This window comes from Bacteroides luhongzhouii (assembly GCF_009193295.2).
GTDB classification, from domain to species: Bacteria; Bacteroidota; Bacteroidia; order Bacteroidales; family Bacteroidaceae; genus Bacteroides; species Bacteroides luhongzhouii.
The window spans coordinates 2,922,605-2,948,646 of record NZ_CP059973.1; the positions used below are offsets into that span (position 1 = coordinate 2,922,605).

The following is a 26,042-nucleotide window of genomic DNA, read 5'->3' on the forward strand; positions in this document are numbered from 1 at the left end:
ATATTTGTTAGGAAAGCGAATTCCTTCGTTTCCCACATCCTGTGTGACGGTTTTCTTCTGATAACTCTTTTTTAGTGTCTAACTTTTCTTGCTTTTCGATATTCTTTTTTATATTTGCCTACGTTAATGAAGGAGATACGACAATTGAGAGATAAAATATTGATAGGATGCATATTGTGTCTGTTCTCTTTTATATCAAAGGGGGCAGCCAATAATTATATAATGAATCCTTATACCCATCAGGAAATCTCTGCCGACTCCATCATAGAACGTGTGATGACCTTTGCGCCTTTGTATGAAACGATAGTCAGCGATTATCGTGCGAACCTATATATAAAAGGTAAGATGGACATTCAGAAAAAGAATTTTATTCTCCGCTATGTACCTTCTATGTTTCGTTTGCAAAAGGGTGTTCGCGAATATCTGCTTGAAACATACAGTGACCTGCATTATACAGCTCCCAATATTTACGACCAAAAAGTAAAAGCCTCCCAAGGAACTGTGAGGGGAAACAGAGGATTGCCGGGTTTGCTTGAATACTTTAATGTAAATATCTACTCTTCTTCTTTGCTGAATGATGAACGCTTGCTATCACCACTGGCTAAAAACGGGCAGAAATATTATAAGTATCGGATAGACAGCGTAATGGGAGATCCTAACAATCTGGATTATCGGATACGTTTCATTCCCCGTACCAAGAGCGATCAGTTGGTGGGTGGTTATATGGTGGTCAGCAGTAACGTCTGGAGTGTTCGTGAAATTCGTTTTTCGGGAAGATCAGAACTGATAACATTTACCTGTTGGATTAAGATGGGAGATGTCGGCAAAAAGAATGAATTCCTGCCGGTGCGCTATGACGTAGAAGCTCTTTTCAAATTCCTCGGAAATAAGGTGGATGGTAATTATACAGCTTCTTTAGATTATAAATCCATCGAACTGAAAGAAAAAAAGGTACGTAAGAAAGAGAAGAGGAAATATAATCTTTCGGAATCTTTCTCTTTACAGTGTGATACGAATGCTTATAAGACGGACGCCTCTACCTTTGCTATCTTGCGTCCGATTCCTTTGAACGAAAGTGAGAAGAAACTATATTTCGACAATGCGCTTAGACGTGACACGGCTACTATACAAAAGCCATCCAAGAGTCAGGCCTTTTGGGGAACGATGGGTGATTTGATGGTAGAAGATTATAAATTCAATTTGTCCAATATCGGAAGCGTACGGTTTTCTCCGTTTATAAATCCGCTCTTATTCAGTTATAGCGGAAGCAACGGTTTGTCTTATCGACAGGATTTCCGCTACAACCGCCTTTTCAGAGGGGATAAATTACTTCGTATCGTGCCTAAACTCGGATACAACTTTACGCGTAAGGAGTTCTACTGGTCATTGAATGCCGACTTTGAATACTGGCCGCAGAAACGGGGATTCTTCCGGTTGAACGTGGGTAATGGTAATCGTATCTATAGCAGTAAGGTGTTGGACGAACTGAAAGCCATGCCGGATAGTATCTTTAATTTCGATTTAATTCATCTTGATTATTTCAAGGACTTGTATTTTAACTTCCGCCATACAGTTGAGGTGGTCAACGGACTGGATATCAGTCTGGGTTTCTCTGCCCATAAAAGAACAGCAGTAGAGCCTTCCCGTTTTGTGATTACCGGTGATTATCCGATGCCGCCTCCGGAGTTTATGGATAAATTCAAGAACACTTATATCAGTTTCGCTCCCCGCATCCGGATAGAGTGGACGCCGGGACTCTATTATTATATGAACGGAAAGCGGAAGATAAACTTGCATTCTATCTATCCAACCTTCTCGGTCGATTATGAACGGGGAATTAAAGGAGTATTTAAAAGTACGGGCGAATATGAAAGAATAGAGTTTGACCTTCAGCATCAAATCCGGATGGGATTGATGCGTAATATTTATTATCGTTTCGGATTCGGAGCATTCACCAATCAGGATGAGTTGTATTTTGTGGACTTTGCCAATTTCTCCCGCCATAATCTTCCCGTAGGCTGGAATGATGAAATCGGCGGAGTATTTCAGGTGCTTGACTCACGTTGGTATAACTCCTCCCGTCGTTATGTGCGGGGACATTTCACTTACGAAGCTCCGTTCCTTATTCTCCGGCATCTGATGAAGTACACCCGTTATGTGCAAAACGAGCGTATTTATATCAGTGCACTTTCTATGCCGCATCTTCAGCCTTATCTGGAAGTCGGATATGGCATCGGTACGCATATTTTCGACGTGGGAGTCTTCGTAAGCAGCGAAAACTGGAAATTCGGAGGAATAGGCTGTAAGTTCACGTTTGAGTTGTTCAACCGATAGTTTTTCTCTTTCCGGTTGTTTTATCGAAAGATTATACTTATCTTTGTATAAGAGAGGATGAGGGCCGAATTTAGCATCAAAGAGGTGTAGTCGCCTCGTAAGCACAGGTATTTTTCCTAGAAAATAAATTCTAAGGTATAAATACCTAAATTTATTTTAGTAAATAACTCATCCTCTCTTCTCTTTGTTTATATACATAATACAAAATGGACGGAATTCTAATAACGATATTTATTGTCACTGGTTTCCTGATTTATAAGATGATTTCCTCAAGCAGGAAACAAGAGGGGTATAAAAGATGGAAAGCGACAGACGGTAGTAAGGAAGAAAAGACGACTAAAGTAAAATGGGGGCATGGAACTTGGCTTAGGCATGCTTTGGGAGCGACAGTTCCAAGAACACAGTATGTTCAAAAGTATGATGAATCGGCTGTCGTCTGGTGTGCCAATCTGTTGGGAATAGAAACGGGACAGTTGAAGGAAATACTGCAAAATGTTTCTGCGCATTACCGGGAGTTTTGGATGAGAAAAAGAAAAGGAGGGTATCGTATGATCTCTGCTCCTAACAAAAAATTGCAATCCATTCAAACGACTATTAATTCTCGTATATTATCATCTGTAACAATGATTCATCCGGCAGCGGTAGGTTTCCGGAACGGTTATTCTGTGGTCGACAATGCCAATCCTCATTTGGGAAAACGGTATGTGTTGAAAATGGATATTCATGATTTTTTCTTTTCTATACGGAGTCCGAGAGTGAAAAAGACATTTGAGAAGATCGGTTATCCGGAAAATGTATCTAAAGTATTGGGAACGTTGTGTTGTTTGCACAGACACTTGCCGCAGGGAGCACCTACAAGTCCGTCATTAAGTAATATCGTTGGTTATGAGATGGATAGGAAATTGACAGCTTTGGCGGCGGAATACGGATTGACTTATACCCGGTATGCCGATGACTTGACTTTTTCGGGAGATGTATTTCCCAAAGAGCAGATTATTCCCCGTATCAAACAAATCATTCGTGATGAGAAATTCGAACCGAATCATAAAAAGACCCGTTTCGTCAATGAGCATGGCAAAAAGATTATCACGGGAGTGTCCATCTCTTCCGGTGTGAAACTGACTATCCCTAAAGCTAGAAAGAGGGAAATCCGGAAGAATGTCTATTTCATTCTGACAAAAGGTTTGGCAGAACATCAGCGACGGATTGGTTCGAGTGATCCTGTCTATCTGAAACGGTTGATTGGAGAGCTTTGCTATTGGCGGTCAATAGAACCGGACAATATCTATGTATCCGATTCTATTGCTGCCCTGAAACGTTTGGAGAAAGGGAATTAATCTAAATTTCTGTCACCTGAGTCTACCATTTAATCCACAATCGTAACCCGTTCGTTTTCAATTTTGGCATAATTTCTTTTTACGGCTTCGCGAATACCTCTTTGCATGGCAGCGTCTATGTTTGATCCCATGCGGGCAAAGCCAAATTGTTGTGCACATGCTTTTATCAAATCTGCCACAGGCAGGCTGATGGAGTCTGTCAACAGTTGTCGGATGGCATTGGCTATCTCTTCAGGAGCTATATCTGTCGCTTCCCGGTCGGAAACCGGACGATAAATAGAGTAGGAGATGCATTGCTCTCTATTTTCCCAGCAGAAAACAAGTCCTTCATGTTCGGTGCGATAGATATTCAGTGTATCTAAAGCCGTCTCTATCCGTGTTTCTACCCGTGTTCCCAAGCGACTGATTCCCCATTCGGACAGAATTTTCTTGCAAAGCAATGATTTGCTGACCGGAGCTTCATTCTCTATAATCTTCCGTATTTGAGAAGTGAGGATAGAATAGCTTTCGCTAAAGAAAAAGTCTTCCGGCGAATAGTTGCCTGGAGTGATCTTTGCCGATCGGTACTTTTGCTGTATTCTGTCTCGTGCGGAAGATGCGGAAGCAGTTTGCTTTTCAGAGGTGACAGGTGATGCTTTGAGTACAAATGAAATTTCATTGTTATTTCTTTGTGCGGTCGGTGTTTTGTCCACAGATTCTTTCTCGGCTGTCATTAGGGCAGGATCAATTCCGAAGGTAGTCTTGGCGTTAACCTTTGAACTCTTTTTCCGTGCGATAGCCTCTTGAATAGCTGCCATTACTTCGTCCGGTTTTTCCCACCAGTCCATAGTCCATATCCGGTAGATATCCCATCCGAGTGCTTTTAGTACATTGTTTTGTACAATTTCCCGGTCACGTGCGGTTTTGGTACGTTTATAGTTTTTGCCATCGCAGATAATACCTAATTGATAGTTAGATGTATTTTCGGTGTCAACGATACCTATATCTATTTTGTAACCGGAACATCCGATGTCTGTATGCACAGTGTACCCCAATGAACGCAGTTTATCGGCAATGATATTCTCGATGGAGGCTGCCGCTTCCGTTGATTGGGCTGTCACACTGTTGATTGTATTTCTGGTTCCCTTCTCCGCATATTCGAGGAAACGTTTTAGTCCGGCTACTCCGATAGAAGAAGTCCGGTTCAGGTCAATCATGTCCGCTCTTAAGGTGGAATAGATAATCATCTCATACCGGGCACGGGAAACGGCTACATTCAACCTTCTTTCGCCGCCTACCCGGTTCAGCGGTCCGAAATTCATGCTGACGCGTCCTTCTGCATCCGGACCGTAGCCCACAGAAAAGAGAATAACGTCCCGTTCATCTCCCTGCACATTCTCCAGGTTTTTGATAAACAACGGTTCGTCACATTCCAAAGCAAGAGTTTCCAGTTCGGGATGGAAGATAAAGAGGTCAGAAAGTAAGTCTTCTATCAAGGCTTGCTGGACGATGCTGAAAGTCACTACACCGATACTTTTCTTTCTCAATTCCTCGCTTCTCAATCTTCTGGCTATTTCTTCTACCACCGCTTGAGCTTCCGCCCGGTTTTGGCGCGATTTGCCTTTATCATAATAACCGTCGATATTGACCATCCTGACTTTCGATTCAATGTTGTCCGGAGAAGGGAAAGTCATCAGTTTGTTATCGTAATATTCGGAGTTGCTGAAAGCGATGAGGCTCTCGTGCTTGCTTCGATAATGCCACAATAAATATTTTGAAGGGATAGACAAGGCAAGACAGTCGTCAAGAATACTCTCCAAATCTTCCATTTCAATATTATCTTCATCGACGGTGTTGACCGAGAAGAAGTTGGTGGGAGGCATCTGTTTCGGGTCCCCCACAATAATCACGTTTTTGCCTCGGGCAATGGCTCCCACCGCTTCATAAGTAGGCATCTGTGATGCTTCATCAAAGACTATCAAATCGAATTTATCAGCATCCGTATCAATGAATTGAGCAACGGAAAGAGGGCTCATCAGCATACACGGACACATACGCGACAATAAAGTAGGAATCTGGTCGAACAGTTTGCGGATGGATATGCCACGGGCATTGTTGCGGATATTCTTTTGAAGAATACCCACTTCAGAACTTTGGATAGCTTCGTGAGTAAAAGACGGAATGTTGGAAGCCAGTCGCGCAAACAATTCTTTTTTGGTCGTTTCTTCGAATTTGGCAGATATTTGTTTGTATTTAGCAATAATGTCATTGAATATCCTGCCGTTGAATAATTCCAGCGTAGGTTCTTTGGCAATGATATACTGAATAACCGCCTGATAGAAACTCTTGCGGAACCTGTCTGTTAGTTGGTCGGTAGGGATATTCTTTTCCTTATATTCTGTCGCGATAAATCCGATTCCCAGCTTATTCAGAGTTTGGTATGCTTGTAACCACTGATACCAGTCTTTGAGCTTGCCGAGGTTATCTTTCCAAGTTTGGGCTTTTGATAGCGCGATTGTTATCCAGTCGGCCGAATGACTATAAAGCTCTTCTGTTGATACACCCAACGTGCCGGACAACTTCTTTTCAATAGCTGTGAGTGTATCCGACAACTGATACAGTTCATTGAAAGAGTGAGCATGCATATCTCTGAATGTTTGAATTCCTTCTGTGAGTTGTACAGACAAATTCTGTTTGATTTGTGACACTTTGGCAATGTCTTTTGCGTAATTCAACAAATGCGAATGAAGAGAAGTCATGTCATTGATAATCTGCTCAATGGCAGTCCAATCCTCATTCTTGCCGAATCGTCCGAACAAAGAGGGGAGTTGGCCGGTGTATTTCTGAACAGCTTCAGCTTCTTCCTGATACCGGATAATCCGGTAAAGTAGAGGTTTGATATCTTCTGTTTCAATCGTTTTTAAAGCATAGATATGGATGGCCTTTCTGATTTTCCGCTGTCCGAAATATCTGGGAAGGAACCACTGATCGGATACCCGGTTCCATTCGGCTACCATCTGCTTTGCGTTGAGGGATAGAATCTCTTTAGTAAATCCGGCCTCTATTTCTTTTCTTTGTTCATCACGTTTTTGACCATGAACCACCACTTCACGATATTCATTCAGCGTTTCATTCAATAACGGCAGAGTCAGCAATCCCGGAGTCAGCTCCGGAATATCGAGTATTTTCCGAATGATACAGGCAATCGTTTGGAAATCCTTGCGTGTAGGGTGTATATCCGTATCTTTCAGAAGTATGGAAAATACATGCGACTTCTGCCGGATGGTATTTAATAAATCAATGAAACCAGTAAGTAATTGGGAGGCTTCTTCTTTACCGGCAGATGAATACTCGGAAATCGAGATACCTGTTAATGGATGTTGATAAGGGTGTCCACACGCATTGGCGGTTCTGACTAACGATTCGATGGCCTCTTCCCATTGCACAAATGTATCTTTGTCCAATGTATCCAGATAGGGTTGTGGAATATCAAAACAAGCTTCGACGTCCACAGATTGATAATGGATAATGGCGTCGTATAGTGAAATTCCGAACGGATATTCTTTATGCAGGGCTTCGATATACTGATTCAGTTCCGCCCGCAAATTCAGCAAACGTTCCGCTTCCTTTTTGAATTCTTCGGGAGGTGCCTGCCTGATAATTTCTGTTGTTTCTTTCAATTGTGAGATAACAGCGGATTTTTTTGTCTTGTTGGAATGAATTTCCAAACAGAACGGAGCTAAACCGATAGCCGCCAGTCGGTTTTGAACAACGGAGAGAGCTGCCATTTTTTCCGCAACGAATAAGACACGTTTTCCTTTGTAAAGCGCGTTGGCGATGATATTGGTAATCGTTTGCGATTTGCCCGTTCCCGGAGGGCCGTGCAGGATAAAAGTTTTATCGTGTACAGCTTCATAGATAGCTTCCAATTGCGAAGAATCGGCAATGATAGGCAATACGATGTCTGTTGGTGACAGTTGTTTGTCCATATCTGTTGCGTCTATTCCTTCTGTTGCGGCTTCCCACTCTATCTTTCCGTTGATGAGGCTTGAAACAATTTTGTTCTGGACCAGTTTATTGGCATTATTGTGAATATCATTCCACATGATGAACTTGTTGAAAGAGAAGATGCCTAAGATGGCCTGCTCTTCCACATCCCATTTACGCTGGTTCTTGATACTGTTGCGAATGATGGAATAAATCAGTTTGACGTTGACGCCGCTTTCATCGGTGGGCAACGGGTCCAATCCCGATACGGTAATTCCGAAGTTTTGGCGAAGCATTTCTAATAACGTAATATTCATCATCGTTTCCTCTTCCCTGGAACGGATCACATAGCCTTTAGCTGCCGACTTACGGATGATTTCAACGGGCATTAGCAGGATGGGAGCGTAGCGGGGACGTTCGCTGGAAGGAGTCTCGTACCATTTCAAAAGTCCGAGAGCCAGATAAAGAGTGTTGGCTCCATTCTCTTCGATAGAAGTACGTGAAGAACGGTATAAATGCGTCAGTGCTTTGCCTAAATCGTTCTCGGACAGATAAAAGCGCAGTCTTTTCTGCGAAAGCTCCGAGTTGATGAAGCCAACCACCGGGTCAGACTCCGGTACGGAGGAATAAATGCCGAAATCTATCGCCGGGCTTTCCCAATCGGCAGGGCGGTGCAGGATGCGGAACTCTTCTCCGTCAGCCAATGCGTCTTCCAGGCAAGCCAGATTAGCCGGGATCAGTTGGAGCGTGTTCTTGGTAATCCGGATATTCAGCAGGTTGTTGCGAAGGCTCAAGTCCAGCAACCGCCTTTCCCACAACAGTTGTTTGGTGATTACGGTCTGGGTCTCATTGCCCGATAAATCATATGGATTGATACTTTGTGGAGTGGCATGAACGGTACTTTTCTGAATGTTGGTCTCTTTTTCTTCGACCTCCCATACCTGTCCGTGCAAAATACGTTGAGGGATAGGACGTACACCCGAATATCTCGCTCTCTTGATGTCTATTGCAAGGAGGAAGTTATTCCCGTCCGTCAACTTTCCGTTTGCTTTCTTCACCGCATCGTCGAAATCGGACGAATGTCCCATGTTCATGCAAGTCGTTTCAACCAAAGTAATGTCGTAGATTCCTTCCGCTGTTCTTTTCGTTAATAGAGAAACATCATCAATCGTAGGATCCGGAAAAGTTTCCGGTACCAGCCAGGCTCCGGCGAAAGCGTGTCCTTGAGTGATGATGATTAAAGCATTCAGCCCGATTGCCTCCAGACAAGAAGCATAAAGCAAAGCCATATCCAGGCAGGTTCCCAATTTCTGTGCCATCACAGAATCGGCTAACCGGACGCGCTGCCCATATTCTTCGAAACTGGCAGGAACGGTACTGTATATAATCTGTTGCTCCGCGATAGCTGTATAGATGGCAGCCATCTGTTTCCTCACCCTGTCCGGAGTTCGGCTTTGATATTCATCGAGAGACGGATTGTCAGTCCACTGTCCCAGAATGGAAGCAGCTCTTTTAATAATCGGCAAGATAGCCGTATGATTGGGAGTGATGAAAGCAGCCAGCATTTCGGGCAATACGTTGAGCCCGCCCCATTGGTCGTATGCCAGGATGTCGATAGGATATGTTTGGCAGAATATCGGTTCCGCTTCAGCGGTAATTTCAATTTTCAGGTTGCCGGATAAACGTTCGGTCAGTTGTGTGAAGTAGTTGGCGGACAACGTGAGATTGAATGACGACAGACCGACCGAACCGTTTGCCGGAATCTGTTCCACAGCCATCGGAGTGGCGTTTCCGAAAGTCGGTTCTGTCGTGATTGATACCTGAATGTCCTTCAGTGGGGCAGATGTCGTGTTCTCAATAGAAAGCTGATGAATGATCGATGCACCGTTTTGTTGTATCGCAAAATTAATAAGCGGTAAATAGTCGCATTGCACCTTGACTTTGTCCAATCTCTCGTCCATGGCAAAAACAGTATAAATTAAAAATTGCAATATTACAAAAAATACGGATATAAGTCTCTTTTCTTCTGCCATTCTTTTGTCAATCAAGAAAATATTTCTACCTTTGCGCCCGATTTATAGATAATATAATGTCTTATTTAATTAAAGTATTAAACAATTTTATTATTAATGGAAAACTTAAAGAACGTAGCTCCTATTGAAGATTTCAACTGGGATGCTTATGAAAATGGCGAAACAGTAACCAACGTTAGCCACGATGAACTTGAAAAAGCTTACGACGGTACGCTTAACAAAGTGAACGACCGTGAGGTTGTTGACGGAACCGTAATCGCAATGAACAAGCGTGAAGTAGTTGTGAACATCGGTTACAAATCAGACGGTATCATCCCTTTGAATGAATTCCGTTACAATCCGGACCTGAAAATTGGTGATACTGTAGAAGTATACATCGAAAACCAGGAAGACAAAAAAGGACAGCTCGTTCTGTCACACAGAAAAGCCCGCGCTACTCGTTCTTGGGATCGCGTTAACGCTGCTCTGGAAAATGAAGAAATTATCAAGGGATTCATCAAGTGCCGCACGAAGGGTGGTATGATCGTAGACGTATTCGGAATCGAAGCATTCTTGCCGGGTTCTCAGATCGACGTTAAACCGATCCGCGACTATGATGTATTCGTTGGCAAAACAATGGAATTCAAAGTGGTTAAAATCAACCAGGAATTCAAAAACGTTGTTGTATCTCACAAAGCTCTTATCGAAGCTGAACTGGAACAACAGAAGAAAGAAATCATCGGTAAACTTGAAAAAGGACAAGTTCTTGAAGGAACTGTTAAAAATATCACATCTTACGGTGTATTCATCGACCTTGGTGGCGTAGACGGTTTGATCCACATCACTGACCTTTCTTGGGGACGCGTTAGCGATCCGAAAGAAGTGGTTGAACTGGATCAGAAGCTCAACGTTGTTATCCTTGACTTCGATGACGAAAAGAAACGTATCGCTCTTGGCTTGAAACAACTGACTCCGCACCCATGGGATGCTCTTGATACTGACTTGAAGGTTGGTGACAAGGTGAAAGGTAAAGTGGTTGTTATGGCTGACTACGGCGCATTCATCGAAATCGCTCCGGGCGTAGAAGGTTTGATCCACGTTTCAGAAATGTCTTGGAGCCAACACCTGCGTTCTGCACAAGATTTCATGAAGGTAGGCGACGAAGTGGAAGCTGTTGTTCTTACACTTGACCGTGAAGAACGTAAGATGTCTTTGGGTATCAAACAACTGAAACAAGATCCATGGGAAACTATCGAAGAAAAGTATCCTGTAGGTTCTAAGCATACTGCAAAAGTACGTAACTTCACTAACTTCGGTGTATTCGTAGAAATCGAAGAAGGTGTAGACGGCTTGATCCACATCTCTGACCTTTCTTGGACTAAGAAAGTAAAACACCCGTCAGAATTTACTCAGATTGGTGCTGACATCGAAGTTCAGGTATTGGAAATCGACAAAGAAAACCGTCGTTTGAGCCTTGGACACAAACAACTCGAAGAAAATCCTTGGGATGTATTCGAAACAGTGTTCACTGTAGGTTCTGTACACGAAGGTACTATCATCGAAATGTTGGATAAGGGTGCTGTTGTAGCTCTTCCTTACGGTGTAGAAGGTTTCGCAACTCCGAAACACCTTGTAAAAGAAGACGGTTCACAAGCACAGTTGGATGAGAAACTTGAATTCAAAGTGATCGAGTTCAACAAAGACGCTAAGAGAATCATCCTGTCTCACAGCCGTATCTTCGAAGATGTAGCTAAAGCTGAAGAAAGAGCAGAAAAGAAAGCTACTTCTGGCGCAAAGAAAGCATCTTCTGGTAAGAGAGAAGATTCTCCGATGATCCAAAACCAAGCTGCTTCAACTACTTTGGGCGACATCGACGCTCTGGCTGCATTGAAAGAACAGTTGGAAGGAAAGAAATAATCTGAACAGAATATTTTCTAATGAAGGCGCTCCCGTTTGGGGGCGCCTTTTTTTATTCACCATATCCTTCTTATCCTCTGTGTCCTCCGTGGTGAATAGAAAAAAAAGTTTCATCCTTTGCAAGATTGAATCTGAAATGCTTTATCTTTGCATACCATGGAAAAATTTGAGTTACATATATTGGGATGCGGTTCCGCTTTGCCTACCACGCGACATTTTGCGACCTCTCAAGTCGTAAACTTGCGTGAAAAACTATTTATGATTGATTGTGGCGAGGGAGCACAGATGCAATTACGCCGTTCGCGACTGAAATTTTCCCGATTAAATCATATCTTCATCTCTCATTTACATGGTGACCATTGTTTCGGATTGTTGGGGCTGATCTCTACATTCGGATTATTGGGAAGAACAGCCGATTTACATATCCATTCTCCAAGAGGACTGGAAGAGTTGTTTGCGCCGATGCTTGCTTTCTTTTGCAAGACTTTGACTTATAAGGTGTTCTTCCATGAATTCGAAACGAAAGAACCGATGCTCATTTACGATGACCGTTCGGTGACTGTAACCACAATCCCTTTAAAACATCGAATTCCCTGTTGCGGTTTCCTTTTTGAAGAGAAACAGCGTCCGAATCATATTATCAGAGATATGGTGGATTTTTATAAAGTTCCGGTCTATGAACTGAACCGCATCAAGAACGGAGCAGACTTTGTAACTCCCGAAGGAGAAGTAATACCCAATTTACGTTTGACCCGTCCATCGGCTCCGGCTCGTAAATATGCTTATTGCTCTGATACAATCTATCGCCCGTCACTTGCCGAACAAATCAAAAATGTAGATTTGCTTTTCCATGAGGCTACCTTTGCGCAGACAGAGCAGGCACGGGCCAAGGAAACTTATCATACTACGGCTGCACAAGCCGCACAACTTGCCTTGGACGCCAATGTGAGACAATTGGTGATCGGACACTTTTCAGCCCGTTACGAGGATGAATCTATTCTGCTTAATGAAGCGTCCGGCATTTTCCCGCAAACCATTTTGGCGAAAGAAAATCTGTGTATTGACGTTGATGGAGGAACTGTGTATGAGAAATAGATGCCTGCTTTGGGGAGCGGTAATCCTATTCATCGCTTGTCTGGCAGCCTGTAAAAAAGAGAAACCCCAATCTCCGATACCGGACTCACTGTCTTCCCTGCAAGAACTGTTCAACCCTGCTTATCAAATAGATGCCGACAGTATTCGTCTAATGATTCGTTCCTGCTTGAACGAAAACCCCATAACTCCTTGGGATTCGGCTTTGCTGGCCCATTATCGGGAAAAAGATGAATTCTTCTGGTTGAATGACTCGCTCGTATCCGATAAACCTGCCACACAGGTGGCGGACTCTATGTTGTTCTGGTTGGGAGACATCTCACGGCATGGCATTAATCCGAATCTTTATCCTGTGGATAGCCTCCGTGAGAGATTGCAACAGATACGTTCTTTGAAGTTACAGGAAGGAAAGACAATGAACCGTCTGTTGGCAGATGTGGAATATCAGTTGACAGCCGCTTATCTTTCGTATGTGTGCCAGTTGAAATTTGGCTTCTTGCCTTCGGAACGCAGATGGAATGATTCAGTCAATCATATTCCCCTGAAGCATTGTGATGCTGCTTTTGCAAATGCCGCCCTCGATTCATTGCGCGCAAATCCCAATGCCGCTTTTCGTGGAGCACAGCCTTCTTCTCCATTTTATCGCAAGATGCAGGAAGAACTGGTTCGTGTGAACGCCTGGGGGAAAACAGACACTACGGATTATTACCGGGATCGTCTGTTGGTAAATATGGAGCGGGCACGTTGGCAATATGCATTGGATAAAGGACAGAAATATGTGATAGCCAATGTGGCGGCATTCATGTTGCAGGCGGTCAACGAAGAAACGGATTCTATTCTGGAGATGCGTATCTGTGTGGGAACTGTGAAGAATAAAACGCCTCTCCTGTCGAGCAGGATTTATTATATGGAGCTGAATCCGTACTGGAATGTACCTCAAAGTATTATCCGGAAAGAAATCATCCCTACTTATCGCAGAGATACGACCTATTTCACCCGTAACCGTATGAAGGTGTATGACAAGAACGGCTTACAAGTGAATCCTCATCAGATTAATTGGGCTAAATATGCAGGAAAAGGTGTACCTTATACGGTGAAGCAGGACAATAAAACGGGGAATTCATTGGGACGCATCATCTTCCGTTTCCCTAATCCTCATTCCGTATATCTGCACGATACTCCTTCCCGCTGGGCTTTCACGCGAAAGAATCGTGCAGTGAGCCACGGTTGCGTACGTCTTCAGAAAGCACTCGACTTTGCTTTCTTCCTGCTGAAAGAGCCGGATGAATTATTGGAAGACCGTATCCGCATTGCAATGGATATCAAGCCGGTGAGTGAAGAGGGGAAGAAGCTGCCCGTCAGTTCGGCCTACCGTGAACTGAAACATTATAGTTTAGAGAAATATATACCTTTATTTATAGATTATCAGACGGTTTATCTGTCTGCCGATAATAATTTGAGGTATTGTGAGGACATTTATAAATATGATCCGTCTTTACTAGAGGCAATGAACAACCTGAATTTGAAACCATAAATAAACATACAGATACAAGAGATTATGATTCCTTATAACGAACGCGAAGTTCTGAAACTCCTTCAGGAGGAGAGTACACAGCGGAAAGGATTTGAAATGATTGTGGCGCAGTATAGCGAGCAATTGTATTGGCAAATCCGCCGGATGGTACTGTCGCATGAGGATGCGAACGATCTCCTGCAAAACACTTTCATCAAGGCATGGACGAATATCGATTATTTCCGTGCCGAGGCGAAACTGTCTACCTGGCTCTATCGCATCGCACTGAACGAATGTCTTACCTTTCTGAATAAGCAGCGCGCTATGACTACCGTGGATATTGACGACCCTGAAGCTGCGATTGTGCAGAAGCTGGAAAGTGACTCCTACTTTTCGGGCGACGAAATACAGTTGTGTCTGCAAAAAGCTCTATTGACTTTGCCGGAAAAACAGCGTATGGTGTTCAACCTGAAATATTATCAGGAAATGAAATACGAAGAGATGTCGGAAATCTTCGGTACATCGGTTGGTGCGCTCAAAGCGTCATATCATCATGCGGTGAAGAAAATAGAGAAGTTTTTAGAAGAAATAGATTAAACCTTTTAAATTGGACGGTGTCTAAGAAAAAGAGAGGAGAAAAACGTATGAAAGAAGAAGATATCCTATTGAAGAAGCTTGGTAAGGAGAATTCCTTCAAAGTGCCTGATGGTTACTTTGAAAACCTGACTTCGGAGGTAATGAATAAACTTCCTGAAAAAGAAAAAATAGTTTTCAAGGAAGAACCTGTCAGCACATGGACAAGACTGAAACCATTGCTCTATCTCGCTGCTATGTTTGTAGGTGCGGCCCTGATTATCCGGGTAGCGTCGACAGATCACAAACCTGTTGCGGTCGATGAAGTGGCGGTGATGGAGGTAGATACTGAAGTCGTATCGGACGAAATGCTGGATGTGGCACTGGACCGTGCTATGCTGGATGATTATTCGTTATATGTTTATTTGAGTGATGCAAGTGTAGAATGATTTATTAAAACTGATTGAATACAGAAAATGAGAAAACTAATCGCATTGGTTGTTTTGTTGTGTGGCTTTATGCCCGTTCTTTGGGCTGCTGATGGGTGTGATCAGCATTTATCCCGGGAGGAGTTTAGGGCAAAACAAAAGGCATTCATTATCGAACAGGCTGGATTGACTAAAGAAGAGGCAGCCAAGTTCTTTCCCGTCTATTTTGAACTCCAGGATAAGAAGAAGAAACTGAATGATGAATCGTGGGATTTGATGCGCAAAGGCAAGGATGATAAGACAACGGAAGCTCAATATGCAGAAATCAACGAAAAAGTTGCCAACAATCGTATTGCTGCCGACCAGCTTGATAAGACTTATCTGGGTAAATTCAAGAAGATTCTTTCCAGTAAGAAGATATTTCTTGTGCAGCGCGCGGAAATGCGCTTCCACCGGGAGATGATAAAAGGAATGAATCGTGGCAAGGACAAAGGAGACGATTCGAAGAAGAAATAAAGAAAAAAACAGAATGTTTAATTCATATGAATAGACGTTCTTTTTGAGTAAAACAGAGGCTCTATTCGCACAGAACAGAGCCTCTGTTTTTTTATTTAGACAGCATTGATGTTAAGTATTCTATTTCTGCAATCAATAGTGGAATATCCTGTTTGGCATGTGTTATGAACTCCAAATCATCTTTTGATGATGGCATTTAAATCAATGTTATTCATGGGTCTTATAGTCCTTTTTTCTTTGCTTCATTCCAAATAGCATCCATCTCTTCAAGAGACATATCCTTCAGGCTTTTTCCTTCCTTGATAGTATGTTCCTCCAAATAATTGAAGCGACGGATAAACTTTTGATTGGTAAGTTCCAAAGCATTATCAGGATTGATCTTGTAGAGACGCGCTGCATTGATAAGGCTAAACATAACGTCGCCGAATTCAGCTTCCGCCTTGTCCTTATCCATATTAGCTACTTCATCCTGAAATTCTCCGATTTCTTCCTTCACTTTATCCCATACCTGTTCACGCTCTTCCCAGTCGAAACCTACATTGCGGGCTTTGTCTTGAATACGATAAGCCTTGATGAGCGAGGGGAGGGCAGCGGGTACACCGCTCAATACACTCTTGTTGCCGTCTTTCTCCTTTAGCTTCAACTGTTCCCAATTTTCGGAAACTTGTCCTGCTGTCTCTGCTTTTACCTCTCCGAATACATGCGGGTGACGGAAAATCAGTTTATCACACAGTTTATCGCAAACATCTTTGATGTCAAAATCTCCTGTTTCCGAGCCTATCTTGGCATAGAAGGCTACATGTAGCAATACGTCCCCCAATTCCTTGCAGATTTCTTTCTTGTCATCCCTCATCAGGGCGTCGCAAAGTTCGTAAGTCTCTTCTATGGTGTTGGGACGCAGACTTTCATTGGTCTGTTTGCGGTCCCAGGGACATTTAACACGCAGTTCGTCGAGAATGTCCAGGAAGCGTCCGAAGGCTTCCATCTGTTCTTGTCTGGTATGTGACATAAATCGTTTTTTATTTAAAAATTGATGCAAAGATATGACTAATAATTCATCCCGAAGTTCCAAAGAGGAATAATATTACCGTATCCGGTTTCTATATCATCTTTTACAATGTATCCTTCTTTGGCTTCGGTTATCTGTTGTTGTCCTTTGTTTTTTCCTCCTATTTCAAATGTTCTTTCTCCTATTTGGAAATCAGAAATTTTTGAAGATATAATGTCCTGTTTTACTCGCATTTGGTTATAAAAAAATGTTTCGCGGATATTACCGATATTGGAATTTTCTCCTCCTAATGCATAAATGAAATTAGTATTATCAAGATATATTTTTTCTACTTTGCCCAGACCTCTGATCCCGCCTGTGTCATTGCGAACTTGAGCTATCATTCCCGCTTTCTCGATATAAATTAAGTAATCGCTTAAATAATTACGACTTACTCCAATGATGTCAGCGAGTTTTTGCATGACAGGCTTAAATGGAACGCTTTTGGCAATAATCATCAACAGTTGTTTCAATTTACGTCCTGTGGAGACATTCATATTAGCATATTGAGGAATGTCATTTTCCATAGTTTGGTTGATTACTTGGTTCAACTCGATTTCAAAAGTGATATCTTTGCTAAACGGGTAATAGCCGTGTTGTATATATTCAGCGAATAGCGGAAGTGGATGTGCTATTCCCGGAATTTCAACTTTATGTTCCAGTATCTCTTCTAATGTGTAGACTGGTACATGAATTTGATGGAACATACTTAAATATTCTCTGAAAGACAGCCCTTGCATTTCATAGATGGGGGTACGTCTGCTTAAATCTGCCGTTCCTTTATAAATATCCAAAATAGAGGAACCGGTGAAAAGAACTTGCATATCAGGATAAGAATCGAATATCTGCTTCAATTCACGAGACCAGTTAGGGTATTTGTGTATTTCATCAATAAATAGGTGCTTGCCACCTTGTTTGCTGAATTTGTCTGTTAGGTCAATCAGGGAATTATCGGCAAAGTACATATTGTCTGCTGAAACATACAATGTATCTTTCGGATTCATGTTCTGCTTGATATGTTGAAGGAACATGGTGGTTTTACCTACTCCGCGTGGTCCGACAAGTCCGAGCATATGACTGTCCCAGTTTATTTCAGTATACTTGTATCGGATGAAATCGGTACTTGTAGCTTTAAGGAGTTTATTGAAGTTTTCGTATAATCTGTCCATGGTTGGTATATATTTATATGCAAATATACGTCAATTGCACAACAAAAGTGCAGAAAATTGTAGTTTTCTGCACTTTTGTTGTGCAATTGGTGAGGAAAATCAAGTGAAAATGTTTTCTTGAGGAATTTATTTGGTTCAATCCGTTAATAATTCTGTTTGTATATATAGAACATAGCTGATTATCCAAAACTCAATAAATGTATATGATTTGTCCTGCCAATAGCTTTGATATGTTATTTCCAACGTTATACAATTATGAATAGCTTCAATGACCGGTATCAGATATTGTTCTCCTGAGGGATAGTCTTCTAGTAGAATTTTATCCTTTAATTTGTGGCTTTTATTGAGGGTTGTATTGACTGCAAATGTATTCAAGGGCCATTTTCTGAGTCCTTTCTTTTTAAGTTATTCAGTGTTTTCTATGTAATAATTACATCCGTTATGTCTATCGCATTCTATGTTTATGCCGAATAGTTCCTCAATAGCCTTCCGGTGATCACACTGCAGCCATTTACGGTTAATTTCATCCTGTGTTATTGTTCCAGCCCGATAGATTGTATCTACTAACCAGAGATATCTATTAAAGAGATCTTTTGCCATAAAGAAATCAGTTTATCCGTTTTATATTAGTGCTGCAAATATCGTGAAACGATGTGCCAAAACAAGGCACAATCTATACTTATTTCTTTTTCCACTCCTGATAGGAAATCAGCAGCCCCACTACTTCCGAATAGTTTTGCCGTCCGCTTTCTATCTTATTCCCTTTCAGATAAAGGTCATATATCCAATCCTGCACAGCACCGACCACGGGGCTATACTTGGCAGCCCAATACGCCTGGTTATTCTTAGCCAATTCGATAATTTCCGGTCGGATACGTTTAAAAAGTCGGGTGTATTCTTCTTCCGGGAGTAATCTTTGCGCATTTCCCAATACATGTCCCAATACAGAAAAGTATCCGGAAAAACGGATTCCCATTGCTTGTGAACGGGTGCAAACCTGATAAGCATAAAAATTAGCTTCCGCTTCACTGGTGATACCTAATAAATGGGCTAGTTCGTGAGCATAAGTGGCCGGATAATTAACGGGAAGCAAATCTCCGTTGAGTGTAAACTCACAGAAGAAAGGCCCCATGCTACCCGTTACTCCTACCATTGAAATGAAGGGAGTGAATAACATTGTTTTTACCCTCGGATGCTCGTGTGGAGGGCGATGTACGCCCAAGCTATCACTTAACTGATGATAGATTCGCACAGTTTCCTCTCGTATCAAGTCTTGGTTGATACTATTGACAGGAGTATACGAACGGTTAAGTTGAGTAATATAATCATCTACGAATTCTTGGAAAATCTCGGGAGTATAGGCGGTGTACGGGATTTCTGTTCGTTGATAGAAGTTTTTCTGCGAGTAGTTCAGTCCCCATGCCAGATAGAACCATACATAAATCCATAATAAGTATTCCCCGTCGCGCAATAAGATTTTCTTCCAAGGCAACTTCTTGCGGAGACGGGCATAAAAGGGATAAACAATCACGCCTGTGATGCTAAGAAAAATAAATAAATCCCCTATTGCAAAAGGAAATAAACCGGAAAAAAACGACAGGACGTATGAGATAAGGGGATAGATTGTCTGAGAATAGATCGTTGCCAGAGCAGGAATCCATTGCGTTAGCCACACCAGGATTAACAATGCTCCTAAGGCTAAATATCTTACATTTGGCTTATTTTTCATCATTTGTATAATATCAGTCAACAAAAATATGCATTTAATAAACGTCGCGCGAAAAAATACCTCTATATTTGCAAAAAATCTGTTAACAGTGACTTTGTGTACCTGCGTAATCAGAGAAAGTTATTCAACATAAACCGGATAAGATGGCTACATCAGAAGAAATAGAGAAGTATTGCAGGAATTGTGTGTCACGTGATTTTGTGAACGGAAAAGGACTCGTTTGTAAACGTACCGGAGAACTTCCCGCTTTTGAAGAAGAATGTGACAGTTTTGAGCAAGATAAGGAGTTGGAAAGATTAGCGCCTCCCAAACCGGAAGACTTTCCGGTATCTATGACAGAAGAGGAAATGCTTGCCGAAGAGAACCTGCCCAAAGGAGTATTGTGTGCGGTTGTCGCATGTATCGTTGGTGCGGTGGCATGGGGGCTGATTTCCGTTTCTACAGGTCGTCAGATAGGATTTATGCCCATTGCTATCGGATTCATGGTAGGTTTTGCGATGCGACAGGGCAAGGGAATACGTCCTGTTTTCGGAATTATCGGTGCGGCATTATCTCTGATTAGTTGTATCTTAGGTGATTTCTTGTCTATTATCGGGTATATCTCCCAAGATTATGAAATGGGCTATTTTCAAGTCCTGGCAGGTGTAGATTATGGAGAGATATTCTCTATTCTGTTGAAAAATGTAATGTCGATGACTGCCCTGTTCTACGGATTCGCTCTTTATGAGGGATATAAATTCTCTTTCCGTGCACAGAAACATCCCGAGGGTGGTAAGATTTGAATTTAAATTATTAATTTTGTACCCGTTATTTTTAGAATATACATTATCATATACATAAAACAATATGGAATTAGCAAGTAAGTACAATCCCGCTGACGTGGAGGGAAAATGGTACCAGTATTGGCTGGACCATCATTTATTCAGTTCAAAACCCGATGGTCGTGAACCTTACACCATCGTCATTCCGCCCCCGAACGTCACCGGTGTGTTACACATGGGACACATGCTTAATAATACCATCCAGGATATTTTAGTTCGTCGTGCCCGTATGGAAGGCAAGAATGCCTGCTGGGTGCCGGGAACTGACCATGCTTCTATTGCCACCGAAGCAAAAGTTGTAAACAGACTCGCTTCTCAAGGTATCAAGAAAACCGATCTGACTCGTGATGAGTTCTTAAAACATGCCTGGGAATGGACAGACGAGCACGGTGGTATTATCTTGAAGCAACTCCGTAAACTCGGCGCATCCTGCGATTGGGATCGTACTGCTTTCACTATGGATGAGAAACGCAGTGAAAGTGTAATCAAGGTATTTGTCGATCTGTTCGATAAAGGATTGATCTACCGGGGCGTCCGCATGGTAAACTGGGATCCGAAAGCCTTGACTGCTCTTTCCGACGAGGAAGTAATCTACAAGGAAGAACACGGAAAGCTGTATTACCTCCGTTATAAAGTGGAAGGCGATCCGGAAGGTCGCTACGCGGTTGTTGCAACGACTCGTCCCGAAACAATTATGGGGGATACGGCCATGTGTATCAATCCGAACGACCCGAAGAACGAATGGCTGAAAGGAAAGAAAGTAATCGTTCCGCTGGTAAACCGTGTCATTCCTGTGATTGAGGATGATTATGTAGATATCGAATTCGGTACAGGTTGTCTGAAAGTAACCCCGGCCCATGATGTAAACGACTATATGCTGGGTGAAAAATATAACCTGCCTAGTATCGATATCTTCAATGACAACGGTACATTGAGCGAAGCTGCCGGTATGTATATCGGTATGGACCGTTTCGATGTTCGTAAACAAATAGAGAAAGACCTCGAAGCTGCCGGATTGCTGGAAAAAATAGAAGCCTATACTAATAAGGTAGGATATTCGGAACGTACCAACGTTGTGATCGAACCGAAATTGTCTATGCAATGGTTCCTCAAGATGCAGCATTTCGCAGATATGGCATTGCCTCCGGTAATGAACGACGATCTGAAATTCTACCCTGCAAAATACAAGAATACCTACCGTCACTGGATGGAAAACATCAAAGACTGGTGTATCAGCCGTCAGTTGTGGTGGGGGCATCGTATTCCTGCATACTTCCTGCCGGAAGGTGGTTATGTAGTAGCCACTACTCCCGAAGAAGCTCTGGCAAAAGCAAAAGAAAAGACGGGTAATGCCGCCCTGACAATGGAAGACCTGCGTCAGGATGAAGATTGCCTGGACACTTGGTTCTCTTCCTGGTTGTGGCCTATCTCTTTGTTCGACGGAATCAATAATCCGGGCAATGAAGAAATCAAATACTACTATCCGACAAGCGACCTTGTGACAGGACCGGACATTATCTTCTTCTGGGTAGCCCGTATGATTATGGCAGGCTACGAATATGAGGGACAGATGCCGTTTAAGAACGTATACTTCACAGGAATCGTTCGCGATAAGCAGGGACGTAAGATGTCTAAATCACTCGGTAACTCTCCTGACCCATTGGAACTGATTGAAAAGTATGGTGCCGACGGTGTACGTATGGGTATGATGCTTTCAGCTCCTGCCGGAAACGACATCCTTTTCGATGACGCACTTTGCGAACAGGGACGTAACTTCTGCAACAAGATATGGAATGCTTTCCGTCTGATTAAAGGATGGACGAATGCCCAAGGAACGATTGCAGTTCCGCCCGAGGCTCATCTGGCTGTTCAATGGTTCGACCAAAGACTGGATGCAGCTGCGGTTGAAGTTGCCGATTTGTTCTCTAAATATCGTTTGAGCGAAGCATTGATGTTAGTTTACAAACTATTCTGGGATGAGTTCTCTTCTTGGTTGCTGGAAATTGTGAAACCGGCTTATGGACAGCCCGTTAATGGCTTTATTTATAGTATGGTGCTTAGTTCTTTCGAACGTCTGCTTGAGTTGCTTCATCCTTTCATGCCGTTTATCACAGAAGAACTGTGGCAGCAACTGCGTGAGCGCAAACCGGGTGAAAGTTTGATGGTTACTCTCATGGAGGAGCCTCTTGAGGTAAACGAGAAATTCTTGCAAGAATTTGAATTGGCTAAGGAAATTATCAGCAATGTCCGCAGTATTCGTTTGCAGAAGAATATTGCTTTGAAAGAACAACTCGAATTGCAGATCGTAGGTAGTCATCCGGTAGAAAAAATGAATCCGGTGATTATCAAGATGTGTAATCTGTCTGCTGTAACAGTGGTGGAAAGCAAATCGGAAGGTGCTGCTTCTTTCATGATAGGAACAACAGAATTTGCGGTACCATTGGGTAATATGATTGACGTGGAAGCGGAAATTGCCCGTATGGAAGCAGAACTGAAGCATAAAGAAGGATTCTTGCAAGGCGTAATGAAGAAGCTTAGTAATGAAAAATTCGTCAACAATGCTCCGGCGGCTGTTCTCGAACTGGAACGCAAGAAACAGGCCGATGCTGAAAGTATTATTAATTCTTTGAAAGAAAGCATTGCTGCTTTAAAGAAAGCGTAACTCTCTGATAGCTAAATTTCAATAATATAAGGCATCTCGATTAATTTTGAGATGCCTTTTTTTTGCGAAATGGAAATAAATACTACCTTTGCCGTAGCTATTATCGAACATCACAAATGAAACAAGTACTCCGAATCACCTCATTCTTAAGCATATTCCTTTTTATAGAAGGATTCTTATTATCTGTGTCAGCTCGAACTGATACAAAAAATAAAGAAGTACTGGTTTTAAACTCCATTAATTTTAACTTGCCTTGGGCTAAAAACTTCTATTGGTGCATACACGATGTCCTTCAGAAGCAGGGTATATCTGCCAAAGCGGAATCTCTTTCCGTACCTGCTTTGGCTAATAAGATGGAAGCAGATGCCGTAGTCACCCATTTGCGCGAGAAATACCCGGTAGCTCCCGCTGCCATCGTCTTGATTGGAGATCCGGGATGGATTGTCTGCCGTGAACTGTTTGATGACGTATGGAAAGACGTTCCGGTAATAGTGGCAAATGCCTGCGACCGCCTGCCTGCTTCTCTCGATGTTTTACTGTCTCATGCTCCGCTGACGGAAACCAACAGTGTCCCCGGTGAAGAATGGAGAAGAGGCTATAATCTGACACTTTTAAAGCAGCATTATTATGTGAAGGAAACAGTGGAACTGATTTATAAACTAATACCAGACATGAAACGTCTGGCATTTCTTTCGGACGACCGATATATTAGTGAAGAAACCCGTGGGGATGTGAAGGAAGCCGTCGAAAAAAACTTCCCGGATTTACGTCTGGAGCTACTTTCTACCACTCAATTATCGACAGAAATGTTGCTGGATACCCTGCATAGTTATACACCCAATACAGGAATTATTTACTACTCCTGGTTTGAGTCTCATAATGAAAATGACAACAACTATCTTTTCGACCACATACAGGAAATTATAACCAATTTTACTCCCTCACCTCTGTTTTTGCTATCTCCCGAAAATTTATCGAACAATACTTTCGCGGGAGGGTATTATGTATCGACAGAGTCTTTTTGCGATTCTTTGCTGGAAATCCTGAATCGCATATTGAATGGAGAACAAGCCCGCAATATCCCGGGTGGAGTGGGAGGGGAAGGAAATGCCTATCTTTGTTATCCTGTATTAAAGTCTTATAATATTCCGTCAAGTCGTTATCCCGAAGATGCTGTATATGTTGATAAACCTCAAACTTTTTTTCAACAACATTGTGTTAAGATTATTTCTAGTTCAGTCTTTCTATTATTTTTGATAGCTGCTATTGTCTATTATATTCGTATTCTTCGGAAAGCGTATAGCCGTTTGAGTGAAGCAATGGAAAAAGCAGAACAGGCCAATCAATTGAAATCTGCTTTTTTGGCGAACATGAGTCATGAAATACGTACTCCTTTGAACGCAATCGTGGGATTTTCAAATATGCTTCCCAGTACAGAAGATCGTGCCGAAATGCGCGAGTACGCAGATATCATCGAAACAAATACCGATTTGCTACTCCAATTGATAAATGATATCTTGGACTTATCAAAGATTGAAGCCGGGACATTTGATTTCTATCCTTCCTCGATCGATGTTAATTAGACAATGGAGGAAATTGAACAAAGTATGCGGTTACGTTTGAAAAACAGTGATGTTACCCTTGCATTTACCGAACGCTTGCCGGGTTGTCTTTTTTATATTGACAAGAACCGCCTGATACAATTGCTTGCCAACTTTGTCAATAACGCTATCAAATTTACTCAAACAGGTACTATCTGTATGGGGTATCGTATGACAGACACCGATACTATTTATTTTTATGTATCGGATACCGGCTGTGGTATGTCGAACGAACAGTGTGAACATGTTTTCGAACGATTCGTAAAATATAACCCGTTCATTCAAGGTACCGGTTTAGGACTTTCCATCTGTCGTACGATTGTTGAGCGTCTCGGGGGGAAAATAGGAGTAGATTCAGAAGAAGGTAAAGGATCTACTTTCTGGTTTACGCTTCCTTATAGAAAGAGATGAGATTCATTAATAGATAAGTTACTGTCTCCTTCTTGCAAACTTCCTTTTCCTTATTACCAAAATTGTTTTTGCCCAAAAGAAATCTATAAACGCAAGCTTTGTTTTTATAAACGCAAGTTGCATTTATAGTTTGTTTCAGGTCAAATAGAACTTTAGCCTTAGAGGAACGTAAGTTTATCTTTAATACAACGTAAGTTATCTATTAATACTTTAGCTGACAGGTAATGACCAAATAAAACAATATTGGTGGTTACTTATATGACTTGTTTAGTCTTACGGGAATAAGATAGGAAGCAGTAGCGGTAGATAGTCCTTTAAATCTAAACGTAATTGTTTCAGTGCCTGCTGTATACGATAATCGACTGTTTTAGGTGATATTTCAAGAATTTCTGCAATTTCCTTATAACTCATATCCTGAAAGCGATGCATCACAAAAGCTTCTCGGTAACTTTCCGGCAAGTTGGCAATAGCATCCTTGATTTGTTGTGTCAATTCCTCTATTTGATAGATATCCGTATCTTGCAGCATTTCCTTCATTTCTTCATAGAATCGTGTGTCTGCACGTTGGGCGGCATCAATATGTGCAAGCTTGTTCAGAGCCTTGCGATATATCATTTTGTAGAGATACGAACTAAGCGAGATCTCAATAATCAGATTCTCTCTGTTCTCCCAAATCCATAAAAGAGAGTCTTGCACAATTTCCTCCGCATCTTCCAAGTCTACAAAACGATGGCCGTAAGCACACAGTGTCGGATAGTATTTCCGGAATAGTGCATCGAATGCTTTCTGGTCTCCCCGTTGTATAGCAGATAGTAAGTAATTGTTTTCTGACAGGTGGATTTCTTTCATGTATTAGTTTGGTAATTTGTTGCAAATATAGCTTTTTTAGATGAAAACAAAGATTTTCAATAAA

15 protein-coding genes and 1 pseudogene are annotated in these 26,042 nt (G+C 42.1%); 11 read left to right on the forward strand and 5 right to left on the reverse strand.

Annotation, left to right across the window (positions count from 1 at the left end):
* Positions 1-126: 126 nt before the first annotated feature.
* Entirely contained in the window at positions 127-2,334 is a 2,208-nt protein-coding gene (locus GD631_RS10425) for a DUF5686 family protein (protein WP_185911436.1), read from the forward strand.
* Positions 2,335-2,540: 206 nt separating this feature from the next.
* A complete protein-coding gene (locus GD631_RS10430) occupies positions 2,541-3,671 on the forward strand; it encodes a retron St85 family RNA-directed DNA polymerase (RefSeq protein ID WP_143258154.1) in 1,131 nt (376 codons plus the stop codon).
* Between the two features lie 29 nt (positions 3,672-3,700).
* Here the strand turns inward: GD631_RS10430 and GD631_RS10435 are convergent, their stop codons facing one another.
* Positions 3,701-9,670 carry an anti-phage protein ProA gene (locus tag GD631_RS10435; protein ID WP_143258155.1) on the reverse strand — a complete coding sequence of 1,990 codons (5,970 nt, stop codon included), beginning with the start codon at positions 9,668-9,670 and terminating at the stop codon, positions 3,701-3,703.
* Positions 9,671-9,766: 96 nt separating this feature from the next.
* Between GD631_RS10435 and rpsA the strand changes: the two genes are divergently transcribed.
* The 6 genes from rpsA to GD631_RS10465 all read left to right on the forward strand — a co-directional run bounded on the left by rpsA (position 9,767) and on the right by GD631_RS10465 (position 15,688).
* The gene (gene rpsA / locus GD631_RS10440; protein ID WP_143258156.1) at positions 9,767-11,566 is read left to right on the forward strand and encodes a 30S ribosomal protein S1; all 1,800 of its coding nucleotides are present in this window, start codon (positions 9,767-9,769) and stop codon (positions 11,564-11,566) included.
* 156 nt (positions 11,567-11,722) lie between these two features.
* Positions 11,723-12,661, forward strand: a complete 939-nt coding sequence (locus GD631_RS10445; protein ID WP_143258157.1) for a ribonuclease Z — start codon at positions 11,723-11,725, stop codon at positions 12,659-12,661.
* Positions 12,651-14,192, forward strand: coding sequence for a L,D-transpeptidase family protein (locus GD631_RS10450; RefSeq protein ID WP_223225826.1), 1,542 nt, complete (start codon positions 12,651-12,653; stop codon positions 14,190-14,192). Before GD631_RS10445 ends, GD631_RS10450 begins: the two co-directional genes overlap by 11 nt.
* Before the next feature lie 24 nt (positions 14,193-14,216).
* Complete coding sequence (locus GD631_RS10455) at positions 14,217-14,768, forward strand: RNA polymerase sigma factor (protein ID WP_008016827.1); 552 nt, start codon at positions 14,217-14,219, stop codon at positions 14,766-14,768.
* 47 nt (positions 14,769-14,815) lie between these two features.
* A complete protein-coding gene (locus tag GD631_RS10460; protein ID WP_143258158.1) occupies positions 14,816-15,193 on the forward strand; it encodes a hypothetical protein in 378 nt (125 codons plus the stop codon).
* 27 nt (positions 15,194-15,220) lie between these two features.
* Entirely contained in the window at positions 15,221-15,688 is a 468-nt protein-coding gene (locus tag GD631_RS10465; protein ID WP_143258159.1) for a hypothetical protein, read from the forward strand.
* 220 nt (positions 15,689-15,908) lie between these two features.
* On the opposite strand, the gene mazG is transcribed toward GD631_RS10465, so the two are convergent.
* The 3 genes from mazG to GD631_RS10480 form a co-directional block, all read right to left on the reverse strand.
* Positions 15,909-16,697 (reverse strand): nucleoside triphosphate pyrophosphohydrolase, encoded by a 789-nt coding sequence (mazG, locus tag GD631_RS10470; RefSeq protein ID WP_008020955.1) that lies wholly within the window; start codon positions 16,695-16,697, stop codon positions 15,909-15,911.
* Between the two features lie 38 nt (positions 16,698-16,735).
* Positions 16,736-17,905 carry an ATP-binding protein gene (locus GD631_RS10475; protein ID WP_143258160.1) on the reverse strand — a complete coding sequence of 390 codons (1,170 nt, stop codon included), beginning with the start codon at positions 17,903-17,905 and terminating at the stop codon, positions 16,736-16,738.
* 679 nt (positions 17,906-18,584) lie between these two features.
* Positions 18,585-19,637, reverse strand: a complete 1,053-nt coding sequence (locus GD631_RS10480; protein WP_143258161.1) for a DUF3810 domain-containing protein — start codon at positions 19,635-19,637, stop codon at positions 18,585-18,587.
* Positions 19,638-19,777: 140 nt separating this feature from the next.
* On the opposite strand from GD631_RS10480, the gene GD631_RS10485 reads away from it, so the two are divergent.
* From GD631_RS10485 to GD631_RS10495, 3 genes and pseudogenes are all read left to right on the forward strand, one after another.
* Positions 19,778-20,416, forward strand: a complete 639-nt coding sequence (locus GD631_RS10485) for a hypothetical protein (protein WP_143258162.1) — start codon at positions 19,778-19,780, stop codon at positions 20,414-20,416.
* A 64-nt stretch (positions 20,417-20,480) separates the two neighbouring features.
* The gene (locus GD631_RS10490) at positions 20,481-23,117 is read left to right on the forward strand and encodes a valine--tRNA ligase (protein WP_143258163.1); all 2,637 of its coding nucleotides are present in this window, start codon (positions 20,481-20,483) and stop codon (positions 23,115-23,117) included.
* Positions 23,118-23,233: 116 nt separating this feature from the next.
* A pseudogene (locus GD631_RS10495) lies at positions 23,234-25,129 on the forward strand (sensor histidine kinase).
* A gap of 273 nt (positions 25,130-25,402) precedes the next feature.
* Here the strand turns inward: GD631_RS10495 and GD631_RS10500 are convergent.
* Positions 25,403-25,978, reverse strand: a complete 576-nt coding sequence (locus tag GD631_RS10500; protein ID WP_143258164.1) for an RNA polymerase sigma-70 factor — start codon at positions 25,976-25,978, stop codon at positions 25,403-25,405.
* Between the last annotated feature and the right edge of the window lie 64 nt (positions 25,979-26,042).

Coding starts and splice junctions, on each gene's coding strand:
- mazG (WP_008020955.1), bottom strand. CDS start 16,697: ATGTCACATACCAGACAAGAACAGATGGAAGCCTTCGGACGCTTCCTG.
- GD631_RS10450 (WP_223225826.1), top strand. CDS start 12,651: ATGAGAAATAGATGCCTGCTTTGGGGAGCGGTAATCCTATTCATCGCT.
- GD631_RS10455 (WP_008016827.1), top strand. CDS start 14,217: ATGATTCCTTATAACGAACGCGAAGTTCTGAAACTCCTTCAGGAGGAG.
- GD631_RS10465 (WP_143258159.1), top strand. CDS start 15,221: ATGAGAAAACTAATCGCATTGGTTGTTTTGTTGTGTGGCTTTATGCCC.
- GD631_RS10500 (WP_143258164.1), bottom strand. CDS start 25,978: ATGAAAGAAATCCACCTGTCAGAAAACAATTACTTACTATCTGCTATA.
- GD631_RS10425 (WP_185911436.1), top strand. CDS start 127: ATGAAGGAGATACGACAATTGAGAGATAAAATATTGATAGGATGCATA.
- GD631_RS10490 (WP_143258163.1), top strand. CDS start 20,481: ATGGAATTAGCAAGTAAGTACAATCCCGCTGACGTGGAGGGAAAATGG.
- GD631_RS10430 (WP_143258154.1), top strand. CDS start 2,541: ATGGACGGAATTCTAATAACGATATTTATTGTCACTGGTTTCCTGATT.
- GD631_RS10485 (WP_143258162.1), top strand. CDS start 19,778: ATGGCTACATCAGAAGAAATAGAGAAGTATTGCAGGAATTGTGTGTCA.
- rpsA (WP_143258156.1), top strand. CDS start 9,767: ATGGAAAACTTAAAGAACGTAGCTCCTATTGAAGATTTCAACTGGGAT.
- GD631_RS10480 (WP_143258161.1), bottom strand. CDS start 19,637: ATGATGAAAAATAAGCCAAATGTAAGATATTTAGCCTTAGGAGCATTG.
- GD631_RS10475 (WP_143258160.1), bottom strand. CDS start 17,905: ATGGACAGATTATACGAAAACTTCAATAAACTCCTTAAAGCTACAAGT.
- GD631_RS10460 (WP_143258158.1), top strand. CDS start 14,816: ATGAAAGAAGAAGATATCCTATTGAAGAAGCTTGGTAAGGAGAATTCC.
- GD631_RS10445 (WP_143258157.1), top strand. CDS start 11,723: ATGGAAAAATTTGAGTTACATATATTGGGATGCGGTTCCGCTTTGCCT.
- GD631_RS10435 (WP_143258155.1), bottom strand. CDS start 9,670: ATGGCAGAAGAAAAGAGACTTATATCCGTATTTTTTGTAATATTGCAA.